We start from the raw sequence: 25,714 nt of genomic DNA, 5'->3' as shown, positions 1-25,714 counted from the left end.
CCGCGATCCCAAAGAGTGCAGCGGACACGGATTTCATTGAGCTTTTCGCGCTGGCACGACGCTTGCTGACTTTACGGCCAGAACATTGGTCGCGGCATGCCGCATCGGTTGGAGTTGTGCAATGTTGTTTGCGCTTGGTGCCGTCTCGAGTGCGCTCGATGCCATTCAATCGCTGACGAACTCGAAGTCCCCGTCATCGACCCAGAAGACGCGATCGTCGCAAGGTGCGACCGACCCGTTCGCGATCGACACCGGCAGCAACAGCACGAGCAGTGGAGCGACCTCGTCGGTCAATTCCGGAAATTGCGCGCAGATCTCGCCGGAGACGATGAGCGCGCTGATCGCCGCGCAAAGCCAGTCGTCGTACAGCACGAACGCCACGAGCAGCGCGACCAGCTCCACGTCGTCGAGCGCGACCTCCTCGACGTCGACCAGCCGGGACGACGCGTTGAAGGACCTGTTCTCGCAGATCGACGCCAACGGCGATGGTCACATCACCAGGTCGGAGTTCGAGAACGCACTGGGGGCCGGCGGCACCAATCTGGCGCAGGCCGACGACGTGTTCTCGAAGCTCGATGGCAATTCCGACGGCAGCGTCAGCCTCGACGAGATGTCGAAGGCGCTGAAGGGCACCGGCGGCCATCATGGCGGCCATCACCATGCGCAGGCCGCGAGCAGCTCGGACGATGCGTCAGGCAGCGCCTCGGATTCCTCGTCGTCATCGTCGAGCGCCGGGTCGACCTCGACGACGTCGACCGGCGCGGACGGTTCGACCACCACCACCGTTACCTATGCCGACGGCTTCAAGATGACGACCACCGTGCCGGGCGCTTCGAGTTCCTCAAATGGATCAGGCGCAGGCCATTCGCCCTATGACTGGTTTGCGCAGATGATGCAGCGTCAAGGGCAGGGATCGTCCGCTGCCTCGGCCTCTTCCTCGATGTCGATGAGCGTATAAGCGCGATGTGAAGTCCTAGCCGAAGCGATCTTTCCACGCCGGCAGCGCGTCCGGGAATGGCAGCGCGGTTGCGCTGTAGATGCCGCGGGCGATCGCGCGCGCAACCACGTTGGCAGCGACCATGCCGAGCTCGGTCATGCCGACAATCGGATCGATCGGCTTCGCGCATGTCGCGGCGGCAAACAGCACGTCACCATCGGTCGGGGCATGCACCGGATAGATCGCGCGTGCGAAGCCGGTATGCGCGATCATCGCCATCCGCTTGGCCTGGGGCTTGGTCAGCACCGCATCGGTGACGACGATGCCGATCGTGGTGTTTTCGCGCTCGGTTGCGGCGGGACCGCCCTTGACGCGCATCCTGAGCATGTCGTTGGTGAATTTGTCGGGCAGTCCGCGGCTGCCAAACTCGCCGTCGACCTCGAACGGCGCTGCCCAGAACCACGGTCCGTCGCCGACGGTTGCGCTGCCGACCGCATTGACGGCGACGAGCGCCGCAACTGTGATGCCGCTGCTGGTGACGGCGGATGCCGAGCCGAGCCCGCCCTTGAAAGTCGCGGTGGTGGCACCGTAGCCGGCGCCGACGCTGCCGAGCGCGAATTCCGTCCTGGCGGTGGCGGCCGCGGTGTAGCCGAGATCGCGATAGGGTGCGAAGCGGCCCCAGGCCTTGTCGCCGCCGTTGAGCAGGTCGAACAGGATCGCGCCCGGCACGATCGGGATCAGCGCCTCACGCACGCGGAAGCCGCGGCCCTGCTCGGCAAGCCAGGCCTGGACGCCGCCGCCGGCCTCGATTCCGAAGGCGGAGCCGCCGGACAGCGCGATCGCGTCAACGCGTTCGACCGTGCTGGCAGGATCGAGCAACGCGTCCTCGCGCGTGCCGGGACCGCCGCCGCGGACGTCGATCGCCGCTACCGCCGGCTGGTCGAACACAATCGCGGTCGTGCCCGAAGCGAGTTTTGCATCGTGGGCGTGGCCGACGCGGACGCCGGCGATATCGGTGAGGAGGTTTTTCAAGGACGGCACTCCATGCGCTGCATCGCCTCAGCGATAGCGCAGGCGAGCGGCACGCTCAACTCGCCAGCGCCGTCCTGAGCATCTTGGCGAGCTCCGACTTGCGGTAGGGCTTTGCCAGCAGCAGCACGCCGGAATCCAGCCGGCCGTGATGGACGATGGCGTTTTCCGTATAGCCTGAGGTGAACAGCGTCTTCAGCTCGGGACGCCGCCGCGCCGCCTCGTCGGCGAGCTGGCGGCCGTTCATGTTGCCGGGCATGATGACGTCGGTGAACAGCAGGTCGATGTCCTTGTCGGCATCGATGATGACGAGGGCTTCGGCCGCGTTGGCCGCTTCGAGCGCGGTATAACCGAGGCTCTTGACCTGGGTCATCACATACTGCCGCACCAGCGCGTCGTCCTCGACGACGAGAATTCTCTCGTTGCCGCCCGCGATGGGCACGTTCTGCAGCGCCTCGTACTCGGTTTCCTGCACGCCGCTCGAACGCGGCAGGTAGATCTTCACGCTCGTGCCGTGGCCTTCCTCGCTGTAGATCTTGATGTGGCCGCCGGATTGCTTGACGAAGCCGAACACCATGCTCAGGCCGAGGCCGGTACCCTTGCCGACTTCCTTGGTGGTGAAGAAGGGATCGAACACGCGCTCGATCAAGTCCGCCGGAATGCCCGAGCCTGTGTCGCTCACCGCGATCATCACGTAATTGCCGGCGACGACGTCGGGATTCATGCTGGCATAACCGTCGTCGAGGAAGATGTTGCGGGTCTCAAGCACCAGCGTGCCGCCGTCGGGCATCGCATCGCGGGCGTTCAGCGCAAGATTGAGGATCGCGGTGGAGAGTTGGCCCGGATCGACCAGAGCGGGCCAGGCATCCTCGGTGAGCTGCGGCATGATTGTGATCTGCTCGCCAAGCGTCGGGTGCAACAGCTTGGCCGCCTCGAGCGTCAGCGCATTGACGTCGATCTCGCGCGGCTGAAGCGGCTGCTTGCGGGCGAAGGCGAGCAGATGCTTGGTCAGCTGCGCGCCGCGCTCGGCGGCATCGTCGATCAGCTTGGTGATGGCGGCGAGCTCGGGCTGGTCGGCGACTGCATCCGCCAGGATGCCGATCGTGCCGGTGATGACGGTGAGCACATTGTTGAAATCGTGGGCGACGCCGCCGGTCAGCTGGCCGATAGAGTCCATCTTCTGGACCTGCCGGAACTGGGCCTCCGCAGCCTGCTTCTCGGTGAGGTCGCGGCCGATGAAGAAATGGCGCTTCACCGGTTCGGACCACGTGCCCATCCAGTTCAGCGTGACTTCGTGGCCGTCAAAATGATAGTAGCGCGCCTCGAAGCTGCGCTTGGTCTGGCCGCGGCGCGCCGCGCGCATCTCGCCCCGCGTCCTCTCGAGGTCGTCGGGATGGATGAAGTCGGTCGCGCTGTGCCCGATCATGTCCTCGGGGCTCAAGCCGAGGATGTCCTTCACGCTCGGGCTGACCTGGATGAAGTTGCCGAAACCATCGGTGACCAGGATCAGGTCGCGCGAGGTCTCGAAGATGCGCTGGCGCTCCTCGGTCTCGCGGCGCAGCTTCTCGCGCGATTGCTTTTCCTCGGTGATGTCGTGAGCGATCTTTGATGCACCGATGATTTGCCCGCTGTCCGATCGTAGCGGCGAGATGTTCACGATGACGTCGAGTTGACGGCCGTCCTTGCGAATGCGGACTGTCTCGTGCTGGGCGATCGACTCGTTGCTGCTGACGCGGTTGAGAATTCCCCTGGCTTCGGCCCTCCGGTCCTCCGGCACCACGAGGTAGATCGACTGGCCGACGGCCTCGGCGGCAGAATAGCCGAACAGGTGCTCGGCAGCCTTGTTCCAGCCGGTGATGATGCCGTCGAGCGACTCGGTGATGATCGCATCGTTGGAGGATTCGACGACGGCGCCGTACAGCGCGAGGCGTTTGCCGTAGTAGTCGCGATCCGAGGCCGACTGTTCGCGCAGCCGGCCGACGAGGCCCACCGTGTGCGCCTGGAGGCGGACGTTCTCGATCAGGAGCACGGCGAGTACGAAGCTCGCGGCAGCGAGGCCATAGAGGCGGCCGGCATAGAAGCCGAGATCGTAGCGGGCGACGTTGACGATCGCCGAGAGCGCGATGTCGAACAACCATGCGCACATCGTGACCATGAGCCAGATGTCGATCACCGTGTGCGGCTTGCGGAACCACAGCGTGATCAGCGCGGCGAAACTCAACGACCAGACGAACGATACCACGCCGATCATGGTGGTGGTGTAGCGGCCGTCTCTCAGCAGGACCGGCAGCAGATCGTGCTGGGCCGTGACGATCCAGGCGATGGCGACTATCGCGACGATCACGCCGAGGACGGCGAGCACGATGGGACGCTCGGTCGGTCCGTCGATCTTGTTGCCGCCGTTGCTGTCCTTGAGCCAGCCATAGGCCAGCACGAACAGCGGGAATCCCGCGTGCCAGATCATGTAGAGCCAGACCGTGGTCTGTGTGCCGGCGCCCAGCAGTCCGGTCGGTGCGAACAGCCCCGGGAAGGTGAGGGCGTGGGTCACCGCAGCTGCCGCCGTGAAAAGATACCCGGTCGACAGCAGCAGCAGGGCGCGGCTACGCAGGACGGTGAACTGCGACAGCAGCAGAACCGCGGTGATGATGTCGCTGACGGCCAGCGCCGATTGGTAGCTGGCCACGAAGGCCGGCACCTGGACCAGCGGCTTGCCTGCGAAGGGCACAGCCAGCGCGAACAGGATCGCGGAGATTCCGACGATGGCCAATGCTGCAGCGCGGTCGCTCTGCGTGGCCGGCAAGGTCGAAAGGAATGTGCTTCGGTCGTTCTTTGCGTGCACGTTGACCTCTCGCTGGGTCGGCATGGGTAATCCACATGACTTCGTTGGCCGGCTGCCTTGGCTCGTCCGCCTTGGCCTCCATGGTAGCCGGCTCCGGGCGCGCGTCCGAACAAAATGCGCCCACGACTCAACCGAGGGTTACAGCTTACTTAACTTGGATAGGGACTCGGAATAGGCAATCGGTAAGGTTGGCTTTACTGGACCGCCCCATACTGCCTTGGCGCACGTCGCAGTTGAATTGAACCAATTAATGATGTGAATCCGGGAGTTGTTCCCATGCCCCGTGTCCTTGTTGTCGACGACCAGAAGGACGTCCGCGCCATGGTCTCGATCGTCCTTCGGGTCAATCGTTATGACGTAGTTGAAGCGGAGAGCGGCGCCGTCGGCCTGAAGGCCTTCAGCGAGAACGTTTTCGACGCAGCGATTGTCGACATTTTTCTGGCCGACACCAGCGGTATCGAGGTCATGGCCGCTATTCGCGAGCGGGTCCCCGGATTTCCGATCGTGGCGATATCAGGCATGACGGCGCTGGACTTCATGGGCGAGGCGCCCGGGCTTGACGGCGTGGTCTGCCTGCAAAAGCCGTTTCGGCCGAACGACCTGCTGCAAGCGATCCTGAAGGCGCAAGAAGCTGCGGGCGGCGAATTGGCCGCAGCCGTCTGATCGGACTGCAACAGAAAACGCCCCGGCGAACCGGGGCGTTGACGTCGGTCTGGTTAAAGGGTCAGGCGTCGTGTCTCAGGTGCCGTTGCCCTTGATCTCGGCGTAGCCGCCCTTCGCGTCCCACTTATAGACGACGTAGTCGAGCTGCTTGATGTCGCCCTTGGCGTCATACTCGATCGGGCCGATCACGGTGTCCCACTTGCCGGCCTTCATCGCTTCCATAACCTTCTTGGCGTCGGTGGTGCCGGCCTTCTTGGCAGCCTGCGACCAGACCTGCATCGCCGCGTAGGTGTAGAGCGTGTAGCCTTCGGGATCGATGTTCTTGGCCTTGAACGCGTCGACGATCTTCTTTGCGGTCGGCTTGTTGCGCGGATCGGGGCCGAAGGTGAACAGCGTGCCCTCGCCGGCGGGGCCGGTGATGGAGGCGTATTCCTTGTCGGCAAGCGCGTCTCCGGCCATCAGGATAGTCTTGAGGCCCTGGTCGCGCATCTGGCGCAGGATCAAGCCGCTTTCCTGGTGATAGCCGCCGACATAAACGAGATCGATGTTGTCGCGCTTCAGGCGCGAGACGATCGCGTTAAAGTCCTTGTCGCCCTTGTTGTAGGACTCGTACATCTTCTCGGTGATGCCGGCCTTGTTGAGCGCCTTCTTGGTCTCGTCCGCAAGACCCTTGCCGTAGGTGGTCTTGTCGTTGAGGATCGCGATGTTCTTGCCCTTGAAGTTCTTGGCGATGTACTGCGCCGCGATCAGGCCCTGCTGATCGTCACGGCCGCAGACGCGCGCCACGTTCCAGAGCTTGCGCTCGGTGAAGAGCGGATTGGTCGAGGCCGGCGTGATCTCAAGCACATTGCCGTCGGCATAGGCTTCGGATGCCGGGATCGACGACGACGAGCAATAATGCCCGGCCACGAACGGGATCTTGGCCCCAGCGATCTTCTCGGCGACCGAGCGCGCCTGTTTCGGATCGCAGGCATCGTCCTCGACGTTGAGCGCGAGCTTCTTGCCGTTGACGCCGCCGGCGGCGTTGAGATCAGCCACGGCCATCTCGGCGCCGTTCTTCATCTGCCGGCCGAATGCGGACTCCGTGCCTGTCATCGGGCCTGCGACTGCGATGGTGACATCCTGCGCGAAGGCCGCGCTCGACAGCGCGATCGACGCGCCGAATGCCAGACCGATGAGCTTCAGTGATTTCATGAGATACCTCGTGGGTGATCGCCTGTGGAAGTTGCCGGGTTGGCCCGGTTCAAACCAGCGCCATTCTTGAATGAATCCTGGGAGAAGTCACCGGCAAAATACGGTCACAGCCGCGATTTTCGCCACATTCGACCGCACTTCGGCCCGGTCAGCCGTGCCGGCCGCCTTCCAGATAGGCGGCGCGAATCTCGGGGCGCTGCAGCAACTGGGCGCCGGTCCCGGCCAGCGTGATCAGGCCATTGACCATGACATAGCCGCGATGGGCGAGCTTGAGCGCATGGTTGGCGTTCTGCTCCACGATCAGGACGGTCAGGCCGTCCTGCCGGTTCAGGGTGCGGATCGCGTCGAAGATCTGCCGGGCGATCAGTGGCGCGAGGCCAAGCGAAGGCTCGTCGAGCAGGAGCAGGCGGGGGCGGCTCATCAGGGCGCGCCCGATCGCCAGCATCTGCTGCTCGCCGCCGGACAGCGTGCCGCCGCGCTGGGCATAGCGTTCCTTCAGGCGCGGAAACAGCGTGAACACGCGCAGCAGCGTCGCCTCCCGTTCCGCGTCGGTGCATCCGGTGGCGTCCGCCCCCATCTGGAGGTTTTCAGCGACGCTCATGCGCGGGAAGATGCGGCGGCCTTCCGGCGACTGCGCGATGCGTAAGTGCGCGATCTCGTGGGTGGGGACGTCGGTGATGTCGCGGCCTTCGTACAGGATCTGGCCGGCGCGGGCGCGCGGCTTGCCGAAGATCGTCATCATCAGCGTCGATTTGCCGGCGCCGTTGGCGCCAATCAGCGCCACGATCTCGCCGGGATTGATCTCGACGTCGACGCCCTTCAGCGCCTCGATCTTGCCGTAGGCGGCGCGCAAGCTGCGGATCGCGAGCAGGGGCGTGGGGGCGGACGTCACGACCCGCTCTCCATCACGGCCGCAGCCTCTTCCTCGTCGGTGCCGAGATAGGCGGCGATCACTTTGGGATCGTCGCGGACCTCTCGCGGCGTGCCCTGCGCGATCTTCACGCCATGGTCCATCACCACGATGTGGTCGGAGATCTCCATCACCACCGACATGTCGTGCTCGATCAGGAGGATCGAGGTGCCGATCTCGTTGCGGATCGACAGCAGGAGCTCGCTGAGCGCGGCGCTCTCGCGCGCATTGAGGCCTGCGGCCGGCTCGTCCAGGCAGAGTAGCGCGGGCTCCGTGCACATCGCGCGGGCGATCTCGAGCCGGCGCTGGTCGCCATAGGCGAGATTGCCGGCGGCGTCATCGGCGCGGTCGAGCAGATTGATCCGCTTGAGCCAGTCGGTGGCCAGCGCGATCGCCTGCTTCTCGGCGTCGCGATAGGTGGGAACGCCGATCAGGCCGAGAAACGTAAAGCCGGAGGCGCGCATCAAGGTATTGTGCTGCGCCACCATCAGGTTTTCGAGCGCCGTCATGCCGGGAAACAGCCGGATGTTCTGGAAGGTGCGGGCGACCTTGGCCTGCTTGGCGATGCGGAAATCGTTGAGCCGTTCCAGCGCGATCTGCCGGCCATCGTCGTGGGTGAGGCGAATGGCGCCGCCGCTCGGCTTGTAGAAGCCGGTGATGCAGTTGAAGACGGTGGTCTTGCCGGCGCCGTTCGGTCCGATCAGCGCCGTGATCTTTTTCGGTTCGGCCGCGAACGACAGGTCATGAACGGCGACGATGCCGCCGAAACGCATGGTGAGCCGGTCGACGCTGAGAATTGGCTCACCGCTCATCCATGGCCCTCCTTGACGAGGTCGGAGGAGATTGCCTGCGCCTTGGTCAGATACACGGTTGGCGCGCGATGGCCGATCAGACCGCGCGGCCGCCAGATCATGATCAGCACCATGGCCATGCCGAACACCAGCATGCGGTAGGTCTCCAGGCTGCGGAACAGCTCGAAGCCGCCGATCATGGCAAGGGCCGCGAGCGCGACGCCGAGCTGCGAGCCCATGCCGCCGAGCACGACGATGGCGAGCACCAGCGCCGATTCCTGGAAGGTGAAGGATTCCGGGCTGATGAAGCCCTGGCGGGTCGCGAAGAACGCGCCGGCAAAGCCGCCGAACATGGCGCCTGTTGCGAACGCCGTGAGCTTGGTGGTCGTGGTGTTGATGCCGAGCGCGCGGCAAGCGACCTCGTCCTCGCGCAGCGCCTCCCAGGCGCGGCCGATCGGCAGGCGGCGCAGGCGGATCGTGACCCAATTGGTCAGCAGCGCCAGCGCCAGGATCAGATAGAACAGGAAGACGATGCGGTGGGTCGGCGAGTATTCGATGCGGAGTTTTGCAGCCAGCCCGTCGTCGCTGTTGTCGAGCGGAATGCCGAAGAAGGTCGGGCGCGGAATGCCGGAAACGCCGTTCGGACCACCGGTCAGATCCTGCCAGTTGATGATGACGAGACGGATGATCTCGCCGAAGGCGAGCGTCACGATCGCAAGATAGTCGCCGCGCAGGCGCAGCACGGGAAAGCCGAGCAGCACGCCCCAGAACGCGGCAAGGATGCCGGCGAGCGGCAGGCAGACCCAGAACGACCAGCCGAAATTGGTGGCGAGCAGGGCGTAGGAATAGGCGCCGACGGCGTAGAAGGCGACGTAGCCGAGATCGAGCAGGCCCGCGAGCCCGACCACCACGTTCAGCCCCCAACCCAGCATCACATAGGTGAGCACGAGGATCGCGAGGTCGAGGATGTAGCGCTGGTTATAGAAGATCACGGGCACCAGCAGCGTGAAGACCAGGAGTGCCGGCGCGAGGTAGCGGCCGATGAACGACATCCCGCTTTGCACGGCCGGCGGCACCAGCTTCTCGGCGCCGGTCGGGCCGATCCATTGCCTGAGCAGCTCGATCACGATCGAGCCGCCGAACACCGCGGCGACGATCGAGGCGAGATCGCCGAAGCGCGTCCAATAGGTGAGCTGGCCGTCGGAGCCCGCTTCGGTGCGGATGCCGATCATCAGCGAGAACAGCACCAGCGCAATCACTGCGTTGATGAAAGCGGTCTTTAGAAGAAAGGGAATGCCGGCGGTGCGACTTGCTTTGGCGGTCTCGTGCGGGGTGGCTGTCACGCGGGGCGGTCCGTCAGACTTTTTCGACTTCGGGACGGCCGAGCAGGCCGGTCGGCATGAAGATCAGCACGACGATCAGGATCGAGAACGCGGCGACGTCCTTGTACTCGACCGAGAAATAGGCCGACCAGAACGTCTCGATCAGGCCGATCGCGAGGCCGCCGAGCATGGCGCCGGGCAGTGAACCGATGCCGCCGAGCACGGCGGCGGTGAAGGCCTTGATGCCTGCGACGAAGCCCATGAAGAAATCGACCAGGCCGTAATAGAGCAGGTACATCAGGCCGGCGACCGCGGCGAGTGCGGCGCCGATCACGAAGGTCATGGAGATGGTGCGGTCGACGTCGACGCCGAGCAGTGCCGCCATGGTCTGGTCCTGCTCGCAGGCGCGCATGTCGCGCCCGAGCCGCGTGCGCGAGACCAGCCAGGTGAATATCCCGAGCAGCACGATGGTGGTGACAACCACCAAGATCTGCACGTTGGACAGCCTGATCACGAAACCGTCCACGCTCTCATGCAGCGTGTAGCCGCCGGTGATGAGGGGCGGGATCGGTTTGACGCGGGCGCCTTGCGCCACCTGCGAGTAGTTGGTCAGCACGAAGGACATGCCGATCGCCGACAGCATCGGGGCGAGGCGAAAGGAATGGCGCAGCGGCCGGTAAGCGATGCGCTCGATGGTCCAGCCATAGAGCGCGGTGATCGCCATCGAGACCAGCAGCACGACCAGCAGGATCACCGGGATCGCGGTCAGGCCGAGCGAGATCAAAATCAGGAAGGTGATCAGGGCGATGAAGCCGCCGATCATGAAGATATCGCCATGGGCGAAATTGATCATGCCGACGATGCCGTAGACCATCGTGTAGCCGATCGCGATCAGGCCGTAGATGGAGCCGAGCACGAGGCCGTTGATGAGCTGCTGGGCGAAATAATCCATAGGCTGCCGTTACCCAAACCTGACGCGACTCAAAGGGAGGTCTTCGAGAGAGTGTGCTAACGTTTCTTCTCGGGCCCCGGCAGCCCTTAAGCGTTCTTCCCGTTTTGTAACAGGACGGAACTGGTGGCTGCAACTGGCCATGCCTTGGCATAAAGGCTTGTACAGAGATCATTTCGGCTACGGATGTCATGTCCTGGTTCCCGCAACTGCGAGGAACCGGGTTTGCGGAGCAACCAAAGTCGAGGGCGACGGTTATTTCCACACTGACGTCCAACAAGGGAGTTCCCCATGACGAACCAGCAAAATCAGAAGCCGGGCCAACAGAGCCAGAACCCCGGCCAGCAGGGTGGTGGCCAGAAGCCCGGTCAGCAACAGCAGGACCCGCAGCGCCAGGGCGAGAAGCCCGGTCAGCAGCAGGGCGGCCAGCCTCGTCAGGACAACAAGTAGTTTTGGGAGCCCAGGAGTGACGAAGAGACCCCGCCGAAAGGCGGGGCCTTTTTCTTGGGATGAACGGACCAGCGGGGCGATTAAGGTAAACAAAGGGTTTAAATTGCCGCCACAGTCCGATGCGAGTTAGCTCGGCAAAGCCTTCCCTTGAAGGCGGGTAGCAGACGAAGCGGGAAGCGGCATGTTCAGGAATTGGCGGATCGGCTCGGTCAATGGCGCGTTGCTGGCGGCCTATTTCATTCCGGCCTGGACGATGGTCGCCTTTAACATCATGGTGGCGCCGGTGCACGGCCTCTACGAGCGGCCGAGCGTTGCAGTGGCGCTGTTCCTCAGCGACCAGCTTCAGATGTCCGGCATGAGCACGGTGCGCGCCGCCTGGTTGCTGGCACTCGGACGCCTGACCGTGGTGGCATTCTTTGCGATCTATCTTGCGCTGCTCGCCATTCCGCGCACCCGCAAGAGCGGGGCCAGCGACGAGGCGCTCGGCATCGCGCTCGCGATCGGCAGCCTGATCTCGTTTGTGAGCATGGTGATGGCCTCGAAGGTCGGCGAGATGGCCGCGCTTCGGCTGCACGCAACCGAACTGCTGTTGCTGCTCGGTGCCGCGGTCGTGCTGGTGACCGAGCGGCCGGCGGCTGCGCCGAAGACCGTCGAGGTCGCGAACACCGCGCCGCTAGGTCTTGAGCAGGCCGAGCTCCTGCACAATCGTTGAGGCTTCCTTGACGGCGTGGTTTGCCGCCGGAACGCCGCAATAGATCGCCTGCTGCAGCAGAATTTCCTTGATGTCGTCGGGAGTGAAGCCGCCTTCGGCGAGCGCCGCGCGCACGTGCAGGCGGAATTCATCCCATTGCCCAAGCGCGACCATGGTGCCGATCACCAGAACCCGTCGGGTACGCTCGTCGAAATGCGGACGCGTCCAGATCTCACCCCAGGCGTAGCGGGTGATCATGTCCTGAAAATCGGTGTTGAAGGCGTTGCGGTTGGCGATCGACTTGTCGACCCAGGCATTGCCCAGCACTTTTCGCCGCACGTTCATGCCGGCATCGCGGCGCTTCTGGTCGTCCATGTTGTTTCTCCGGATCGCGACTACCGTTGCGTCAAAAATCCCACCACCGCGTCGGTGAACGCGTGGGGCTGCTCGACATTGGAAATGTGGGCGGCGTCGATGATGGTCATGCTCGCGCCGGGAATGTTCGAGCGGATCAGCTCGCCCGCAGAGATCGGGGTGGCCTGGTCATGGCGGCCGGCGATCACCAGCGTCGGGCTCTTGATCTTCGGCAGCAGTGCGCGCTGGTCGAGGGTCGACAGGGCTTCGCAGCAGGCGAGATACCCTTCGACCGGGGTCGCCAGCAGCATCGCTTTCATCCTGGCGGTGATGTCAGGCTCGCGCTCGCGGAAGTCCTGGGTGAGCCAGCCGGCGATCACGGCGTCGGCGACCGCGGCGATGCCGCCCTTCTTGACGGCCTCGATGCGCTCCAGCCATTTGGTCGGCTCGGCGTAATAGCAGGAGGTGTTGGCGAGGATGAGCTTGCCGAAGCGCTCAGGCGCATTGGCGCCCAGCCATTGCCCGACCATTCCGCCCATCGACAGGCCGCACCAATGCACCTTCTCGATGTTGAGATCGTCGAGGATCGCGAGCACGTCGCGGCCGAAACGTTCCATCGTATAGGGCGCGGGCGGCACGGTGGACTTGCCGTGGCCTCGGCGATCGTAGCGGATGACGCGGAACACCTGCGTCAGCGCCTTCATCTGCGGCTCCCACATCTGCAGCGTACAGCCGAGCGAGTTGGAGAGCATCAAGGTCGGCCCGCCGTCGCGGCCCTCGACGGAGACGTTGATCAGGCAACCGTCGGCATCGATCATGGGCATGCGGCGTCTCCGTTTCTTTTCGCTCAGGGCTGCTCTATTCGCGCTCGAGGCTGTCGAGCAGCCGGTCGATCAGGGCTTGAGAAGCCCCTTGATAGGCCATCGGCTCAAGTAATGCCGTTATTTTCTCGGGCGTCAGATGCGCGGTGACCTGCGAATCGGCGGCGAGAATTTCGCGCAGATGTTTCTTCTCGGCAACCGCGCGCTTGCTCGCGGCCTCGATCAGATGATGGGCGTCGCTCTTGCCGATCTTGTCGGCGAGGGCAAAAGTCACGGCTTCCGCCATGACCAGCCCGTGCGTCGCATCGAGATTGCTGCGCATGCGCGCGGCATCGACGTCCAGTCCCTCGGCGATGTCGACGATGGCCGCAAGCGCGCCGGAGGTCACCAGCATCAATTGCGGCAGCGTCGGCCATTCCGCGTGCCATGGGCCGGCGCTGCGCTCGTGGTCCTGCACCTGGGCCGCAAAGATCGTCGCGGCGAGCTGCGGCGCCATGGTCGCGCAGCCGAGCGCGCTTGCGGCCGCGACCGGGTTGCGCTTGTGCGGCATGGTCGAGGAACCGCCGCGGCCCTCGCCGGCGGGCTCGAATGCTTCGCCAACATCGGTCTGCATCATCAGCGAGACGTCGCGCGCGATCTTGCCGCAGCTGCCGGCCAGAATCGCGAAGCTTGAGGCGGCTTCCGCGATGCGGTCGCGATGGGTGTGCCAGGGCGCTTCGGGCAATGGCAGGTTCAGCTCCTGCGCCAGCCGTTCGGCCACCGCGAGCCCGTTGTCGCCGAGGGCGGCGAGCGTGCCGGCGGCGCCGCCGAATTGCAGCGCAAGGCCCTCGCGGCGGAGCCGCCGCAGGCGGCAGCGGGCACGGGCAAGACTCGATGCGTATTCGGCGGCCTTCAGCCCGAACGGCATCGGCAGCGCGTGCTGGAGCCAGGTCCGTGCCACCATCGCGGTGTTGCGATGGGCGCGGGCAAGGGTCGCAAAGCCCTTGATGGCGCGGTTGAGATCAGCGTCCAGCACATCGATCGCAGCGCGCAAGCCGAGCATGGTCGCGCTGTCGATGACGTCCTGGCTGGTCGCCCCCCAATGCACGTAGCGGGCGGCTCCGACGTCGGCCTTGCCGACATTGGCGGTCAGCGTCTTCACCAGGGGGATCGCGAGATTGCCCGACCGGGTCGCGGCCTCGGCCAGCGCAGCCATGTCGAAGGTGTCAGCCTTGCAGGCGGCCGCGATCGGGCCCACTGCGGATGCGGGAATCACACCCGCGGCGGCCTCGGCCCGGGCCAGGGCTGCCTCGAAATCGAGCATGTTTTGCAGGGTGGAGCGGTCGTCGCAGACGGCGCGCATGGCTGCGCTCGACAGCATCGGCGCAAGCAGGGGGGAGAGGGCTGTGCTCATGTTGCGCCGGACCTAATCACCATGCTCCGGCTCTGCCAATCCCTGACTGACTGCACAAGACATTTTGCAGGTGCGAATATGCATTGCACGTGACCAAGGCCGGCTCTTTCCTTTGCGGCCTCCGTGCGTTACTTGAGCCATATCATTCTGATGCGATCCAAGTTCGATATCCCCGGAGGCACCCCATGGCCATGACAATGAACGGCGAAGTCCAGCTTGCGGCGCCGCGCGAGGCCGTGTGGGAAAAGCTCAATGATCCCGCGGTGCTCAAGGCCTGCATCCCCGGCTGCGAGGAGCTCGAGAAGACCGACGACGGCGGCTTTCGCGCAACGGCGAAGATGAAGGTCGGCCCGGTCTCGGCGCGCTTCAAGGGCAAGGTGACGCTGAGCGATCTCGACCCGCCGAACGGCTACAGGATATCGGGCGAAGGCGAGGGTGGCGTGGCCGGCTTTGCCAAGGGTGGCGCGGCCGTGAAGCTCGCGGAGAAGGACGGCGGTACGCTGCTGTCCTACGAGGTCGAGGCGCAGATCGGCGGCAAGTTGGCGCAGCTCGGGCAGCGCCTGATCAATGGCACCGCCAAGAAGCTGGCCGACGAGTTTTTCGCGAATTTCGCCAAGGCGGTACAGGGCTGAGCCTATCGCCTTTTGGCATGGCGCCTTGCGTCCGGGGTGATGTTGCCCCCGGCCATATTGGCCCATATGATGGGTTGGAATAATTATAAAAAAGAACCGCTTCGACGGGACCCGTCGGGGCGCTGATAGAGAGTGCTTATGGCAAAAATCTCCCTCATCGTGAACGGCAATCCTGTTACTGGCAATGTCGACCCGCGCACGCTTCTGGTGCAGTTCCTGCGCGAGAATCTGCGGCTGACGGGCACCCATGTCGGCTGCGACACCTCGCAATGCGGAGCCTGCGTCGTGCATCTCGACGGCAAGGCCGTGAAGTCCTGCACCACGCTGGCCGTGATGGCCGACGGCCACGAGGTCAAGACCATCGAGGGGCTGGCCGCCGATGGCGCACCGCTGCATCCGATGCAGGAGGCCTTCCGCGAGCACCATGGTCTGCAGTGCGGCTTCTGCACACCCGGCATGATCATGACCGCGATCGACCTCGTGCATCGCAAGGGTCACGAGCTCGACGACCACACCATTCGCGAGGAGCTGGAAGGCAATCTCTGCCGCTGCACCGGCTACCAGAACATCGTCGCCTCGATCGCCGCCGGCGCGAAGGCGATGGCGAAATCCGATCTCGCGTAACCCGCGCACGCATCCCGCGATCAGGACATCCAGATGTACGAATTCAAATATCATCGCCCCGAGACCGTGCGGCAGGCTGCCAACCTCTTGGTGAAGAACGAAGACGCCAAGGTGATCGCCGGCGGTCACACCCTGATTCCGGTCATGAAGCAGCGGCTCGCAAGCCCCCCGCATCTGGTCGACCTCTCCCACATCGAGGGGCTGAACACGATCGAGATGAAGGGCCGTTCGCTGGTGATCGGCGCCACCGCCAGGCACGCCGAGGTCGCGACCTCCGCCATCGTCGGCGAAGCGATCCCGGCACTGGCCAATCTCGCCAGCCAGATCGGCGATCCCGCCGTGCGCCACAAGGGCACGATCGGCGGCTCGCTCGCCAACAACGATCCGACCGCGGATTACCCGGCCGCCGTATTGGCGCTCGGCGCGACCATCGTCACCAACAAGCGGCGCCTCAAGGCCGAGGAGTATTTCCAGGGCCTGTTCTCGACCGCGCTGGAAGCCGACGAGATCATCACCAAGGTGATGTTCCCGCTGCCGAAGAAGGCCGCCTATATCAAGTTCCGCAACCAGGCCTCGCGCTATGCGCTGGTCGGCGTGTTCGTGGCGCGGCGGCCCTCGGACGTGCGCGTCGCCGTGACCGGTGCGGGTTCGGACGGCGTGTTCCGTATCGAGGCTTACGAGGAAGCGCTGAAGAAGCGGTTCTCGTCCAAGGTGCTCGATGGCATCGAGGTGCCGGCGGAAGGGTTGAACAGCGACATCCACGGCAGCGCCGAATACCGCGCCCATCTCATCGGTGTGCTGACGCGGCGCGCCCTCGACGCCGCCAACGCCAAGGAGTGAGGTGACCTCACTCTTCGGCCAAACTTGCCCTTTGTGGGGCGTAGCGAGACTGGCTTTTTCATGACTTCAGCGACCAATACTTCCGGTGCCATGCCGGCATCGGTCGATGCGATGCTCGAACTCTTGACCTCGCGCGGCTATCTCGCCGAGCGGTCGCTGGCGACGGTGACGTATCTCTCGCTGCGCATGGGGCGCCCGCTGTTTCTCGAAGGCGAGGCCGGTGTCGGCAAGACCGAGATCGCAAAAGTGCTGTCGACGGCGCTGGGGCGGAAGCTCATCCGCCTGCAATGCTACGAAGGTCTCGACGTCTCCTCCGCGGTCTACGAATGGAACAGCGCCGCGCAGATGATCGCGATCCGGATGGCGGAAGCCGCCGGCGATACCGACCGCGATCAGCTCTCGAGCGACATTTTTGCCGACCGCTACATGATCAAGCGGCCGCTGTTGCAGGCGCTGGAGCCCGACGTCGCAGGTCCCCCGGTGCTGCTGATCGACGAGCTTGATCGCGCCGACGAGGCGTTCGAGGCCTATCTCCTGGAGATCCTCAGCGACTTCCAGGTGACGATCCCCGAATTCGGCACCGTCAAGGCGCCGCATCCGCCGATTGTCATCATCACCTCCAACCGCACCCGCGAAATCCACGACGCGTTAAAGCGTCGCTGTCTCTATCACTGGGTCGACTATCCCGCCGCCGATCGCGAGCTTGCGATCGTCAAGTCGCGCGTGCCGGGCATCTCGGCAAAGCTGTCGCAGCAGGTCGTGCGCTTCGTGCAGGCGCTGCGCAACCAGGATTTCTACAAGTCGCCGGGTGTCGCCGAGACCATCGACTGGGCCACCGCCCTGTCCGAGCTCGACGCCCGCTCGCTGACCCCGCAAGTGGTGGGCGACACGCTGGGTGCGCTGCTCAAGTACCAGGACGATATCACCCGCATGCAGGGCGACACCTTGCAGAAGGTGCTGAAGGAAGCGACGAGCGAGGACTGACGCGCATCGAAACTGCTCCCGTCATTCCGGGGCGACGCGCAAGCGTCGAACCCGGAATCCATCGGGCCGCAGAGTTGTTGGATGAATGGATTCCGGGCTCGCGACTGCGTCGCGCCCCGGAATGACGGCTGAGAGTGTGGACGCATGGCCATCAACCATCTTGCCCCTGAGCAGACCGAGCAGTTCGCCGACAACATCGTCGGCTTTGCGCGTGCGCTGCGTGCGACCGGCATGCCGGTTGGTCCGGGCGCGGTGATCGATGCCATGAACGCGCTCCAGGTGATCGACATCGGCAACCGCGCCGACGTCTTCACCACGCTGGAGTCGATCTTCGTCATGCGCCACGAGCATGCGCTGATCTTCAAGCAGGCCTTCAACCTGTTCTTCCGTGCCTCCGAAGAGTGGAAGCACATGCTGGATTCGGTGCCGTTGCCGGATGGCGCCAAGAAAAAACCGCCTGCCGCCTCGCGTCGCGTCCAGGAGGCGATGTCGCAACCGCGGATGACGGAGACGCCGCAGCACCAGGAGCAGGATCTGCGCCTGTCGGTCTCCGACAAGGAAATCCTTCAGAAGAAGGATTTTGCGCAGATGAGCGCAGCCGAGATCGCGGAAGCGCTGCGTGCCATCGAGATGATGCGGCTGCCGCAGGCGGAGCTGTTGACGCGCAGGCACCGGCCCGATCCGCGCGGCCTGCGGCTCGACATGCGCCGCACGCTGCGCGCGTCGTTGCGCACCGGCGGCGACATCATCGACATCCATCGGCTTGGGCGGATCGAGAAGCCGGCCCCGATCGTGGCGCTGCTCGACATCTCCGGGTCGATGAGCGAGTACACCCGCCTGTTCCTGCATTTCCTGCATGCCGTCGGCGACGCGCGCAAGCGGGTCTCGGTATTCCTGTTCGGCACGCGGCTCACCAATGTGACACGCGCGTTACGCCAGCGCGATCCGGACGAGGCGCTGGCGAGCTGCTCGGCGGCGGTTGAGGACTGGGCCGGCGGCACGCGGATTGCGACCTCGCTGCACAACTTCAACAAATTGTGGGCGCGGCGGGTGCTGAGCCAGGGCGCCATCGTGCTGCTGATCTCCGACGGGCTGGAGCGGGAGGCCGATTCCAAGCTCGCCTTCGAGATGGACCGGCTGCACCGCTCCTGCCGGCGGCTGATCTGGCTCAACCCGCTGCTGCGGTTCGGCGGCTTCGAGGCCAAGGCCCAGGGCATCAAAATGATGCTCCCGCACGTTGACGAATTTCGCCCCGTGCATAATTTGAGCTCTATCCAGGAGCTGATCACGACGCTGTCCCGGCCGCTGCCGCCGCACCACCGCAGCCTGATCCGCCCCGCAGCCTGAGAGGCACAGCCATGCTCGATCGCGACGAGGATATTCTGAAGGCGGCGGAGGACTGGCAGAAGGCCGGCCGTGGCGTCGCGCTGGCAACCGTGGTCGAGACCTGGGGCTCGGCGCCGCGCCCGGCGGGCTCGAGCCTCGTCATCAACGACGAGGGCACGTTTCTCGGTTCGGTCTCCGGCGGCTGCGTCGAGGGCGCCGTGGTCACAGAGGCCATGGACGTGATCGCGAGCGGCAAGCCCAGGATGCTCGAGTTCGGCGTTGCCGACGAGACCGCCTGGAATGTCGGTCTGTCCTGCGGCGGCACCATCCGCGTCTTCGTCGAGAAGGTCGGCTAGCCGTGAAGCTCGCAATCCTGCACGAACTCAACGCCGAGCGCGCCGCACGCCGGCCGGTGATCTTGGTGACCGATACCGAGAGCGGCGAGCAGCGCCTTGTGAAATCAGCGGATTTCGCCAAGGATCCGCTGCGCGCCGAGCTGGACAAGCAGCTCCGCATGGGCAAGAGCGCCAATGTCGAGGTCGGCGGCAAGAAGCTGTTCCTCAACGTCTACGCGCCGACCGCAAAGCTCGTCATTGTCGGCGCCGTCCATATCAGCCAGGCGCTCGCGCCGCTGGCGCGCTCGCTCGGCTACGACGTCACCGTGGTCGATCCGCGCACGGCCTTTGCGAGCCCCGAGCGCTTCCCCGATATTCCGCTGGTCGCCGAATGGCCCGATACCGCGTTGCCGCCGCTCAACGTCGATGCCTACACCGCCTTCGTCGCGGTGACGCACGATCCAAAGATCGACGACCCCGCACTGCTGCATGCCTTCGAGCGCAACTGCTTCTATATCGGCGCGCTCGGCTCGCGGAAGACGCACGCCAAGCGCGGCGACCGGCTGCGGGCGCAGGGCGCCAGGGACACCGACATCGCGCGCATCCACGCGCCCATTGGGCTTGCGATCGGCGCGGTCTCGCCGTCCGAGATCGCGGTGTCGATCATGGCCGAAATCACGGCGGTGCTTCGGCTGCCGCCAAAAGAAAAAGAAGAAGCGGCATGAAGTTCGGCCCGGCGAGCCCCAAGGATGCGATCGGCGGGGTGACCGTTCACACCCTGCGCCAGGGTCCGCTGGTGCTGAAGAAAGGCACGACGATCGGACCCGCCGAGATCGAGGCGCTGACGCGCGCCGGCATCAAGGACGTCGTCGTGGTACGGATGGAGGAGGGCGACGTGTCCGAGGACGTCGCCGCTGCCAGCATTGCACTTGCGATCGGCGGCGAGGGCATTCACGTCGAGCGCGCCTTCACCGGCCGCGCCAATCTGTTCGCCGCACGCCCGGGGCTGCTGGTGATCGACCGTCCCGCGGTCGACCGCATCAACAATATCGACGAGGCCATCACCTTCGCCACGCTTGCCGCCTACAAGCCGGTGGTCGAAGGCGAGATGGTGGGTACCGTCAAGATCATTCCGTTCGGCGTCGAAGGGAATCTGCGCGATGCCGCGGTGAAGGCCGCCGGCAAGGATGTGCTCAGGATCGCGCCCTACGTCATCAAGCGCGTCGGCGTGGTCTCGACGCTGCTGCCGGGCCTGTCCTCCAAAGTCGTCGACAAGACGCTGCGTGTCACGGCCGAGCGCCTCGCGCCGGCCGGCGCCAGCATCATCGCGGAGCGTCGTGTGCAGCATGACGAGCGGGCGCTGTCGGCTGCGATCAAGGAATTGCTCGCTCTTGGCGCCGAGCTGGTGATCGTGTTCGGCGCGTCGGCGATTGCCGACCGCCGCGATGTCATTCCAGCGGCCGTCACCGAGATCGGCGGCGAGATCGAGCATTTCGGCATGCCCGTCGATCCCGGCAATCTGCTGCTGATCGCGCGCGCCGGCAGCGTCCCCGTGTTGGGCGCGCCGGGATGCGCACGTTCGCCGGTCGAGAACGGCTTTGACTGGGTGCTGATGCGGCTGCTCGCCGGCATCAAGGTGACGCGCTCCGAGCTGATGGGCATGGGCGTCGGCGGCCTCCTGATGGAGATCGTGACACGGCCGCAGCCGCGGGCAAAACCGGAGATCGAGGGTAACAGCCAGGTCGCCGCCATCGTGCTCGCGGCGGGACGCTCCACCCGCATGGGCGGGCCGAACAAGCTGCTCGCCGAGCTCGACGGCAAGAAGCTGGTGCGGATCGCGACCGAGCAGGCGCTGGCGTCCAAGGCGTCCGAGGTGATAGTCGTCACCGGCCACCAGACCGAGCTGGTCGAGCAAGCGCTCGAGGGCCTGAAGGTGCGTTTCGTCAAAAATCCGGATTTTGCCGGCGGCATTGCGAGCTCGGTCAAGGCCGGCATCGCGGCCGTGTCTGAAGCGAGCGACGGCGCCGTAGTCTGCCTCGGCGACATGCCGCTGATCGATGCCGGCCTGATCGATCGTCTCATCGACGGCTTTGCGCCGGATCGCGGCAATCTCATCGTCGTGCCCGTCAGCGACGGCCGCCGCGGCAACCCAGTGCTGTGGTCGCGCCGCTTCTTCAGTGAGCTGATGACGCTCGACGGCGACATCGGCGCGCGGCATCTGATCGCCAAGCATACGGAAGCGGTCGCCGAAGTGCCTGTCGACGGGGAAGGCGCCTTCCTCGACATCGACACGCCGCAGGCGTTGGAAGCCGCGAGACGCGGGTAGGTTTCAACCCCTCGTTCACCATCTGGAAACGACCGCGGCTTAGACTCTCCGCACTTGCCTTGGGGGTGAGGGGTTTTTCCATGGTTTCGAACCTCGTCGCGCGCCGTTGCGCGATGTTTTTCTTTGCGCTGTCGGTTTGTGTCGCCGGCGCCCGTCATATCACCGAAGCCCATGCGGCCGGCGCGTTTGCCGTCGGCAAGTGCGGCGCCTACGGCCAGGCCTATGATTATAGTGCCGAGCACGAAGCCCGCGCCGCTGCTCAAAAGCAGTGCAAGGGCGACTGCACGACGGTGATGATGAAGCGGGCCTGCGCGGCGATGTCGGTCGATATGGCCAACCCCTGCGGCGCCTATGGCTATGCCGTGAAGTCGAAGATCTCGGCCACGCTCAATGCGGCCACGCGCGAATGCTACAAATATGGCGGCAAGGAATGCGTGATCCGCGCCTGGGCCTGCGACGTCAAGGGCTGACCGAAAGCTAGCGCAGCCATCCCGCGTTGGTTTGCACCAGTTTTGCCGGTTGCTCCGGCGCATCCACCGACCAGGGCACCTTGGCACTGGTGAATTCCGACCAGGCCTTGAGCAGGCGCGTTTCGATGCCGACCATGGCATGGGCCTGCCAGCCGGCGATCGCCGCCGCCGCCACGCCGCTGCCGGTCGAGCCCGCGCCGACATCCGCAAGCAATGACGTCGTCGTCGCCATGTCGTTGTAGACCCCGAGTTCCTGCTGGAGGTCGGCGAGCCTGCGCGAGAAGCGCCGCGCGGATTTGCGTTGCCCGCAGAGCGGGAGCAGGAAGTCGGCGACGTAGCGCAGCTTCTTCGCGGCGAGACGGACCCGGTGCCGCTCCTCCGTCGGCAGCGACTTGAAGCGCCGGCCGCGCTTCAGCACCTTGGCATGCTGCGTCGACAGGATGTTTCGTGCAAAATTGATCGCCGGCTCCGCCAGTTGCGCCAGACCTTCGGGCGCAACCTCGCTACGCCAGCCGCGCGCCTCGATCCAGCCGCCGAGCCCGATGACGAAATACTGACATCGCCGGTCGGCGAGGGCGAGGCGGGCTCTGTCGTAGCAGGTCGCGCGACGTTCGTCGGCGAGCCCGGCCAGCGCGTCGAAGCCTGTAACCGACGGACAGCCATCCGCGACGGTTCGCAACGTCTCCTGTCGAAACACGTCCCAATCACGTGCGCCGGAGAGACTGCCGGCAAGCCATTTCGCCTCGGCGCGCATCAGGTCGAGCTTGTTCAACGACACCACCGACCGCATCAGGTCGAGTGCGGATCGCAGGCGCCGTAGCGCGACGCGAACCTGATGCATCCCCTCGGGATCGCGCCCGTCCTCGGCGGCGGGCAACGACTGCAGCAGATGCAACAGACAGGACCGCAGGATCTCCGAAAATGCCTCGTCGAGCGATGTCGACGGATCGAGACGAAGCTTTGGCGGCTTCGGTGCACGCGGCGGCGTATCGGCCGCGAGATCGAATCCGCGTGCTGATTTGGTGCGGATCGACGGCTTCACCGGACCATGCTCGGCAAGCCGCAGCGCCAACTCCCAGATGGCGGACGGGCTACCGCTCTTGAGTTCCAGTTCGATCTCGCTGACCGGCAACGCGCGATCTCCGGATGTCAGATGGCCCCGGTCGAAGGCGATCTCGACCGCGCCGGACGGCAGGTCCACCATGCGCTGATGTCGACGAATGTCGGTCGTGAAGACGACTTCGAGCGGATGACGTTCGAGATCGGCGCGGACCTTCTCCGGAATAAACGGAAGCGCCAGCGCGATGTCGGGCGCAAGGGAAGGCACACTCGCCTCCCACTCGCCGCGCCGCAGCGGATCGTTGGACAATTCGGCTTTCACCGTCTGCGTGAAGCGCGCGCCACTCTGACGGACTCGAAAGCTCAATCCGCTATGCTGGAGCGCACGCTTGGGTGTGTCGTAATAGATCGCCTTCAAGTGTTTGCGCGTGCCCTTGTTGCGCGCATTTGCCGCGATGACCGGCGCATGGTTGAAATCCGCCAGGCGATCGGCGTCGACAATGAGCTTGAGCTCGATTTCGGTGGCGCGAAGCGCGGCGTCGCGAGGAGGTTGGGTTTCCGGCGCAACCGTCTCTGCAAGCGTTTCATCAGCGGAGAAATTTTCGTCACGCGAAGAGGTGTCGTCAGAGAACGCGGAACCGGGCGCTTCACCAGCGTCGGGAACAACGAAGCTGCTGGATTTCTTCCCGTCATCGGGGATCGGATGTCCGTTGGCCTTCGCAAGCCGCTGTACGGTTTCGAGGGCTCGCTTGATGGCGCCAGTTTCGGACATGCACGCTATATGACAGTTCGGTGACAGAACGCCGACATATACCTGACTTGACTCGCGAGGAGAAGCGCAGCCCGTCGCATCTCCATTGAAATTTCCGGGCTGTGATCGATGGGTCAATCCGGGTTACATTCGTGTCCGCCGCCATTTGCGCGGGGAATCTTCTTTCTTTCCCGACGCTTGGATATGTGTTGGGAGAATCATGCAGTTCGATACCAAGATCGCCGTTGTCATTCGCAACGATCTCCAGGCTTGGCAGAAGCTCAATGTCGCCTCGTTCCTGACGAGCGGCGTCGCGGCCGCCTTTCCGGACTGCATCGGCGATGCCTATGAGGATGCCTCGGCGACGAAATATCTTGCGCTGATCGGTCAACCGATCCTGATCTATGGTGCCGATGGTCCGGCGTTGTCACGCGCACTCGATCGTGCACTCACGCGCAATGTCACGCCGGCGGTCTATACCGAGGACATGTTCAAGACCGCGCATGATGCCGCCAACCGTGAGGCGGTAAAGGCGGTTGTGCGTGCCGATCTCAATCTCGTCGGCATCGCGATGCGCGCCGATCGCAAGGTGATCGACAAGATCGTCGATGGATTGAAGTTTCATAGTTAGTGGGTGTGCTCGACAGCTTCCACGTCGTCATTGCGAGCGTAGCGAAGCAATCCAGAGTCTTTCCTCGAAGGCTTCTGGATTGCTTCGTCGCTTCGCTCCTCGCAAGGACGGAGTGCGTGGCTACCCCGGCGGCATCGTCTCGAACTTGGTCAGGCCGGCATCGAGATGATCCCAGTCATACGCGCGCACAGCGTAAGTGACCACTTGCGGCTTGTAGCGGGCGGGCTCGTCGAGGCTCGCGGCGCGGATGGTGAAAATGTCGGGCATCGCGGCGAAGGTCATGTAGACGGCTACGCCGCACTCGGGGCAGAAGGCGCGCGTCTTCACGTTGCCGCTGTCGCCCACCATGTCCCATGTCTTGGCCTCGCCCGTTACCGTGACGCCGGCGCGCGCGAAGGTGGCGTAGGATCCGTGGCCGCTGCCGCTCTCGCGCTGGCAGTCCCGGCACTGGCAATGATTGCTGAACAGGGGCTCGCCGGCAATCGAATAGCGGATCGCGCCGCAGGCGCAGCCGCCGGTATAGGGCTTGTCCATTGTGATAACTCCTAACTCTCTTCGCCGCTGATCTCGTCGAGCTGCCGGACGACCTGCTTCCAGCCGCCGCTCATGATGGTGTAGGCACTCTCGTTGCTGGGAAGCACGAAGCCCGCATGAATCAGCTGGATCCGCGTGCCGGCCTCGACCGGGATGAGGGACCAGGTGACGACGGTGTCGAGCGGCGCGCCGTAACCAATGTTGCGCTCATCGCCGCCCTTCCAGCCGTAGACGAGGCGCCGGTTTGGTATGACCTCCAGAACGCGGCAATGGATGACACCATCCCAATTGCCACCCGGCTTGGTCTGGTAGGTGAAGTTATTGCCGACGACGGCCTCGAAACCGGTCGGTGGCATCAGCCAGCGCGCGATCAACTGGGCGCTGGTCAGCGCCTTCCAGATCGTCTCGGGCGCGTGAGGGAACACGTCGTCCAGCACGATGTCTCGGATGTTTCCTTGGGTCTCGGCTTTCATCTCGGCTGCACTCACGGGTCGATCTCCTTCAAGAGGTCACGCAGGTTCTCGAAGCGCTCGCGCCAGAAGACGCCGTAATGATCCATCCAGGTCACCAGCGGCTCGAGGCCTTGCGGGGCGGCGCGATAATAGACGTTGCGGCCCTCGGCGCGCTCGGCGACGAGGCCGGCTTGCTTCAACGATTTCAGATGCTGCGAAATCGCGCCCTGCGTCACACCGCTGCCGCGCGTCAGCTCGGCGACGCTGATCTCCTTGCTCTCGAACACGCGCTCGAACACCGCGCGGCGGGTCGGGTCGGCGAGGGCGCGCATCACGGCGGTGACAGCATTTGGAGCGGCTTCGATCATACCAATCAATTAGCATCAGCTAATTCATTAGTCAATACT

The 25,714-nt window shown here is 64.6% G+C and carries 28 protein-coding genes; 14 read left to right on the top strand and 14 right to left on the bottom strand.

Going from position 1 to position 25,714, the window contains the following annotated elements:
• The first annotated feature begins 121 nt into the window (after positions 1-121).
• Positions 122-958 carry an EF-hand domain-containing protein gene (locus K3F49_RS02585; RefSeq protein ID WP_234679282.1) on the top strand — a complete coding sequence of 279 codons (837 nt, stop codon included), beginning with the start codon at positions 122-124 and terminating at the stop codon, positions 956-958.
• 15 nt (positions 959-973) lie between these two features.
• On the opposite strand, the gene K3F49_RS02580 is transcribed toward K3F49_RS02585, so the two are convergent.
• A complete protein-coding gene (locus K3F49_RS02580; RefSeq protein ID WP_234679280.1) occupies positions 974-1,969 on the bottom strand; it encodes a P1 family peptidase in 996 nt (331 codons plus the stop codon).
• 55 nt (positions 1,970-2,024) lie between these two features.
• Positions 2,025-4,829, bottom strand: a complete 2,805-nt coding sequence (locus K3F49_RS02575) for a PAS domain S-box protein (protein ID WP_234679278.1) — start codon at positions 4,827-4,829, stop codon at positions 2,025-2,027.
• A gap of 252 nt (positions 4,830-5,081) precedes the next feature.
• On the opposite strand from K3F49_RS02575, the gene K3F49_RS02570 reads away from it, so the two are divergent.
• Positions 5,082-5,468 carry a response regulator gene (locus K3F49_RS02570; RefSeq protein ID WP_234679276.1) on the top strand — a complete coding sequence of 129 codons (387 nt, stop codon included), beginning with the start codon at positions 5,082-5,084 and terminating at the stop codon, positions 5,466-5,468.
• Between the two features lie 75 nt (positions 5,469-5,543).
• On the opposite strand, the gene K3F49_RS02565 is transcribed toward K3F49_RS02570, so the two are convergent.
• From K3F49_RS02565 to K3F49_RS02545, 5 genes are all read right to left on the bottom strand, one after another.
• Positions 5,544-6,662: a branched-chain amino acid ABC transporter substrate-binding protein gene (locus tag K3F49_RS02565; RefSeq protein ID WP_234679274.1), complete on the bottom strand. Its 1,119-nt coding sequence runs from the start codon at positions 6,660-6,662 to the stop codon at positions 5,544-5,546.
• 148 nt (positions 6,663-6,810) lie between these two features.
• The gene (locus K3F49_RS02560) at positions 6,811-7,554 is read right to left on the bottom strand and encodes an ABC transporter ATP-binding protein (RefSeq protein ID WP_234679272.1); all 744 of its coding nucleotides are present in this window, start codon (positions 7,552-7,554) and stop codon (positions 6,811-6,813) included.
• Positions 7,551-8,384, bottom strand: a complete 834-nt coding sequence (locus K3F49_RS02555; RefSeq protein WP_234679270.1) for an ABC transporter ATP-binding protein — start codon at positions 8,382-8,384, stop codon at positions 7,551-7,553. The genes K3F49_RS02560 and K3F49_RS02555 overlap by 4 nt, the downstream gene beginning before the upstream one ends.
• The gene (livM, locus tag K3F49_RS02550; protein ID WP_234679268.1) at positions 8,381-9,706 is read right to left on the bottom strand and encodes a high-affinity branched-chain amino acid ABC transporter permease LivM; all 1,326 of its coding nucleotides are present in this window, start codon (positions 9,704-9,706) and stop codon (positions 8,381-8,383) included. Before livM ends, K3F49_RS02555 begins: the two co-directional genes overlap by 4 nt.
• A gap of 13 nt (positions 9,707-9,719) precedes the next feature.
• Positions 9,720-10,637: an ABC transporter permease subunit gene (locus tag K3F49_RS02545; protein WP_234679266.1), complete on the bottom strand. Its 918-nt coding sequence runs from the start codon at positions 10,635-10,637 to the stop codon at positions 9,720-9,722.
• Positions 10,638-10,925: 288 nt separating this feature from the next.
• Between K3F49_RS02545 and K3F49_RS02540 the strand changes: the two genes are divergently transcribed.
• Entirely contained in the window at positions 10,926-11,084 is a 159-nt protein-coding gene (locus K3F49_RS02540; RefSeq protein ID WP_234679264.1) for a hypothetical protein, read from the top strand.
• A 181-nt stretch (positions 11,085-11,265) separates the two neighbouring features.
• A complete protein-coding gene (locus K3F49_RS02535; protein ID WP_234679262.1) occupies positions 11,266-11,796 on the top strand; it encodes a hypothetical protein in 531 nt (176 codons plus the stop codon).
• Here K3F49_RS02535 and K3F49_RS02530 read toward each other — a convergent pair.
• The 3 genes from K3F49_RS02530 to K3F49_RS02520 are packed head-to-tail and all read right to left on the bottom strand — an operon-like array spanning position 11,758 to position 14,343.
• Positions 11,758-12,150 (bottom strand): carboxymuconolactone decarboxylase family protein, encoded by a 393-nt coding sequence (locus tag K3F49_RS02530; RefSeq protein ID WP_234679260.1) that lies wholly within the window; start codon positions 12,148-12,150, stop codon positions 11,758-11,760. The two genes, K3F49_RS02535 and K3F49_RS02530, sit on opposite strands and share 39 nt — an antisense overlap.
• Positions 12,151-12,170: 20 nt before the next feature.
• Complete coding sequence (gene pcaD, locus K3F49_RS02525; RefSeq protein WP_234679258.1) at positions 12,171-12,953, bottom strand: 3-oxoadipate enol-lactonase; 783 nt, start codon at positions 12,951-12,953, stop codon at positions 12,171-12,173.
• A 34-nt stretch (positions 12,954-12,987) separates the two neighbouring features.
• Entirely contained in the window at positions 12,988-14,343 is a 1,356-nt protein-coding gene (locus tag K3F49_RS02520) for a 3-carboxy-cis,cis-muconate cycloisomerase (RefSeq protein ID WP_234679256.1), read from the bottom strand.
• A gap of 185 nt (positions 14,344-14,528) precedes the next feature.
• Here K3F49_RS02520 and K3F49_RS02515 point away from each other — a divergent pair, with 185 nt between their 5' ends.
• The 9 genes from K3F49_RS02515 to K3F49_RS02475 all read left to right on the top strand — a co-directional run bounded on the left by K3F49_RS02515 (position 14,529) and on the right by K3F49_RS02475 (position 21,880).
• Entirely contained in the window at positions 14,529-14,975 is a 447-nt protein-coding gene (locus K3F49_RS02515; RefSeq protein ID WP_234679254.1) for an SRPBCC family protein, read from the top strand.
• A gap of 138 nt (positions 14,976-15,113) precedes the next feature.
• Positions 15,114-15,599 carry a (2Fe-2S)-binding protein gene (locus tag K3F49_RS02510; protein WP_200473369.1) on the top strand — a complete coding sequence of 162 codons (486 nt, stop codon included), beginning with the start codon at positions 15,114-15,116 and terminating at the stop codon, positions 15,597-15,599.
• Positions 15,600-15,632: 33 nt separating this feature from the next.
• Complete coding sequence (locus K3F49_RS02505; RefSeq protein ID WP_234679251.1) at positions 15,633-16,439, top strand: FAD binding domain-containing protein; 807 nt, start codon at positions 15,633-15,635, stop codon at positions 16,437-16,439.
• A 60-nt stretch (positions 16,440-16,499) separates the two neighbouring features.
• Positions 16,500-17,423 (top strand): AAA family ATPase, encoded by a 924-nt coding sequence (locus K3F49_RS02500; protein WP_234679249.1) that lies wholly within the window; start codon positions 16,500-16,502, stop codon positions 17,421-17,423.
• Between the two features lie 144 nt (positions 17,424-17,567).
• Positions 17,568-18,770 (top strand): vWA domain-containing protein, encoded by a 1,203-nt coding sequence (locus K3F49_RS02495; protein ID WP_234679248.1) that lies wholly within the window; start codon positions 17,568-17,570, stop codon positions 18,768-18,770.
• Positions 18,771-18,781: 11 nt separating this feature from the next.
• Positions 18,782-19,105, top strand: coding sequence for an XdhC family protein (locus K3F49_RS02490; protein WP_128965556.1), 324 nt, complete (start codon positions 18,782-18,784; stop codon positions 19,103-19,105).
• 2 nt (positions 19,106-19,107) lie between these two features.
• Positions 19,108-19,809, top strand: a complete 702-nt coding sequence (locus K3F49_RS02485) for an XdhC family protein (protein WP_234679246.1) — start codon at positions 19,108-19,110, stop codon at positions 19,807-19,809.
• Complete coding sequence (locus tag K3F49_RS02480; RefSeq protein ID WP_234679243.1) at positions 19,806-21,410, top strand: NTP transferase domain-containing protein; 1,605 nt, start codon at positions 19,806-19,808, stop codon at positions 21,408-21,410. The genes K3F49_RS02485 and K3F49_RS02480 overlap by 4 nt, the downstream gene beginning before the upstream one ends.
• An 80-nt stretch (positions 21,411-21,490) precedes the next feature.
• Entirely contained in the window at positions 21,491-21,880 is a 390-nt protein-coding gene (locus tag K3F49_RS02475; protein ID WP_234679241.1) for a DUF4189 domain-containing protein, read from the top strand.
• A 7-nt stretch (positions 21,881-21,887) separates the two neighbouring features.
• Here K3F49_RS02475 and K3F49_RS02470 read toward each other — a convergent pair whose 3' ends face one another.
• On the bottom strand, positions 21,888-23,639 hold the full coding sequence (locus tag K3F49_RS02470; protein WP_452100711.1) for a CYTH and CHAD domain-containing protein: 1,752 nt from the start codon (positions 23,637-23,639) through the stop codon (positions 21,888-21,890).
• A gap of 271 nt (positions 23,640-23,910) precedes the next feature.
• Here K3F49_RS02470 and K3F49_RS02465 point away from each other — a divergent pair, with 271 nt between their 5' ends.
• Positions 23,911-24,321 carry a DUF2000 family protein gene (locus tag K3F49_RS02465; protein ID WP_234679237.1) on the top strand — a complete coding sequence of 137 codons (411 nt, stop codon included), beginning with the start codon at positions 23,911-23,913 and terminating at the stop codon, positions 24,319-24,321.
• A 120-nt stretch (positions 24,322-24,441) separates the two neighbouring features.
• Here K3F49_RS02465 and K3F49_RS02460 read toward each other — a convergent pair whose 3' ends face one another.
• The 3 genes from K3F49_RS02460 to K3F49_RS02450 are packed head-to-tail and all read right to left on the bottom strand — an operon-like array spanning position 24,442 to position 25,675.
• Positions 24,442-24,855: a GFA family protein gene (locus K3F49_RS02460; protein WP_234679235.1), complete on the bottom strand. Its 414-nt coding sequence runs from the start codon at positions 24,853-24,855 to the stop codon at positions 24,442-24,444.
• An 11-nt stretch (positions 24,856-24,866) separates the two neighbouring features.
• The gene (locus K3F49_RS02455; RefSeq protein WP_234679233.1) at positions 24,867-25,343 is read right to left on the bottom strand and encodes an SRPBCC family protein; all 477 of its coding nucleotides are present in this window, start codon (positions 25,341-25,343) and stop codon (positions 24,867-24,869) included.
• A complete protein-coding gene (locus tag K3F49_RS02450) occupies positions 25,340-25,675 on the bottom strand; it encodes an ArsR/SmtB family transcription factor (RefSeq protein ID WP_234679231.1) in 336 nt (111 codons plus the stop codon). Before K3F49_RS02450 ends, K3F49_RS02455 begins: the two co-directional genes overlap by 4 nt.
• Positions 25,676-25,714 lie beyond the last annotated feature (39 nt).

It is taken from the genome of Bradyrhizobium monzae (assembly GCF_021458635.1).
Lineage (GTDB): Bacteria > Pseudomonadota > Alphaproteobacteria > Rhizobiales > Xanthobacteraceae > Bradyrhizobium.
Note: the sequence above shows the minus strand (reverse complement) of the source record. Positions and strands in the feature narration are given on the sequence as shown.

Excerpts from the sequence above, each read along its gene's own strand:
- K3F49_RS02480 (WP_234679243.1), top strand. The coding sequence starts at position 19,806 with ATGAAGTTCGGCCCGGCGAGCCCCAAGGATGCGATCGGCGGGGTGACC.
- K3F49_RS02450 (WP_234679231.1), bottom strand. The coding sequence starts at position 25,675 with ATGATCGAAGCCGCTCCAAATGCTGTCACCGCCGTGATGCGCGCCCTC.
- K3F49_RS02570 (WP_234679276.1), top strand. The coding sequence starts at position 5,082 with ATGCCCCGTGTCCTTGTTGTCGACGACCAGAAGGACGTCCGCGCCATG.
- K3F49_RS02555 (WP_234679270.1), bottom strand. The coding sequence starts at position 8,384 with ATGAGCGGTGAGCCAATTCTCAGCGTCGACCGGCTCACCATGCGTTTC.
- K3F49_RS02505 (WP_234679251.1), top strand. The coding sequence starts at position 15,633 with ATGTACGAATTCAAATATCATCGCCCCGAGACCGTGCGGCAGGCTGCC.
- K3F49_RS02545 (WP_234679266.1), bottom strand. The coding sequence starts at position 10,637 with ATGGATTATTTCGCCCAGCAGCTCATCAACGGCCTCGTGCTCGGCTCC.
- K3F49_RS02540 (WP_234679264.1), top strand. The coding sequence starts at position 10,926 with ATGACGAACCAGCAAAATCAGAAGCCGGGCCAACAGAGCCAGAACCCC.
- K3F49_RS02510 (WP_200473369.1), top strand. The coding sequence starts at position 15,114 with ATGGCAAAAATCTCCCTCATCGTGAACGGCAATCCTGTTACTGGCAAT.
- pcaD (WP_234679258.1), bottom strand. The coding sequence starts at position 12,953 with ATGCCCATGATCGATGCCGACGGTTGCCTGATCAACGTCTCCGTCGAG.
- K3F49_RS02515 (WP_234679254.1), top strand. The coding sequence starts at position 14,529 with ATGGCCATGACAATGAACGGCGAAGTCCAGCTTGCGGCGCCGCGCGAG.
- K3F49_RS02535 (WP_234679262.1), top strand. The coding sequence starts at position 11,266 with ATGTTCAGGAATTGGCGGATCGGCTCGGTCAATGGCGCGTTGCTGGCG.
- K3F49_RS02495 (WP_234679248.1), top strand. The coding sequence starts at position 17,568 with ATGGCCATCAACCATCTTGCCCCTGAGCAGACCGAGCAGTTCGCCGAC.
- K3F49_RS02520 (WP_234679256.1), bottom strand. The coding sequence starts at position 14,343 with ATGAGCACAGCCCTCTCCCCCCTGCTTGCGCCGATGCTGTCGAGCGCA.
- K3F49_RS02475 (WP_234679241.1), top strand. The coding sequence starts at position 21,491 with ATGGTTTCGAACCTCGTCGCGCGCCGTTGCGCGATGTTTTTCTTTGCG.
- K3F49_RS02585 (WP_234679282.1), top strand. The coding sequence starts at position 122 with ATGTTGTTTGCGCTTGGTGCCGTCTCGAGTGCGCTCGATGCCATTCAA.
- K3F49_RS02575 (WP_234679278.1), bottom strand. The coding sequence starts at position 4,829 with ATGCCGACCCAGCGAGAGGTCAACGTGCACGCAAAGAACGACCGAAGC.
- K3F49_RS02500 (WP_234679249.1), top strand. The coding sequence starts at position 16,500 with ATGACTTCAGCGACCAATACTTCCGGTGCCATGCCGGCATCGGTCGAT.
- K3F49_RS02530 (WP_234679260.1), bottom strand. The coding sequence starts at position 12,150 with ATGGACGACCAGAAGCGCCGCGATGCCGGCATGAACGTGCGGCGAAAA.
- K3F49_RS02565 (WP_234679274.1), bottom strand. The coding sequence starts at position 6,662 with ATGAAATCACTGAAGCTCATCGGTCTGGCATTCGGCGCGTCGATCGCG.
- K3F49_RS02490 (WP_128965556.1), top strand. The coding sequence starts at position 18,782 with ATGCTCGATCGCGACGAGGATATTCTGAAGGCGGCGGAGGACTGGCAG.
- K3F49_RS02460 (WP_234679235.1), bottom strand. The coding sequence starts at position 24,855 with ATGGACAAGCCCTATACCGGCGGCTGCGCCTGCGGCGCGATCCGCTAT.
- K3F49_RS02465 (WP_234679237.1), top strand. The coding sequence starts at position 23,911 with ATGCAGTTCGATACCAAGATCGCCGTTGTCATTCGCAACGATCTCCAG.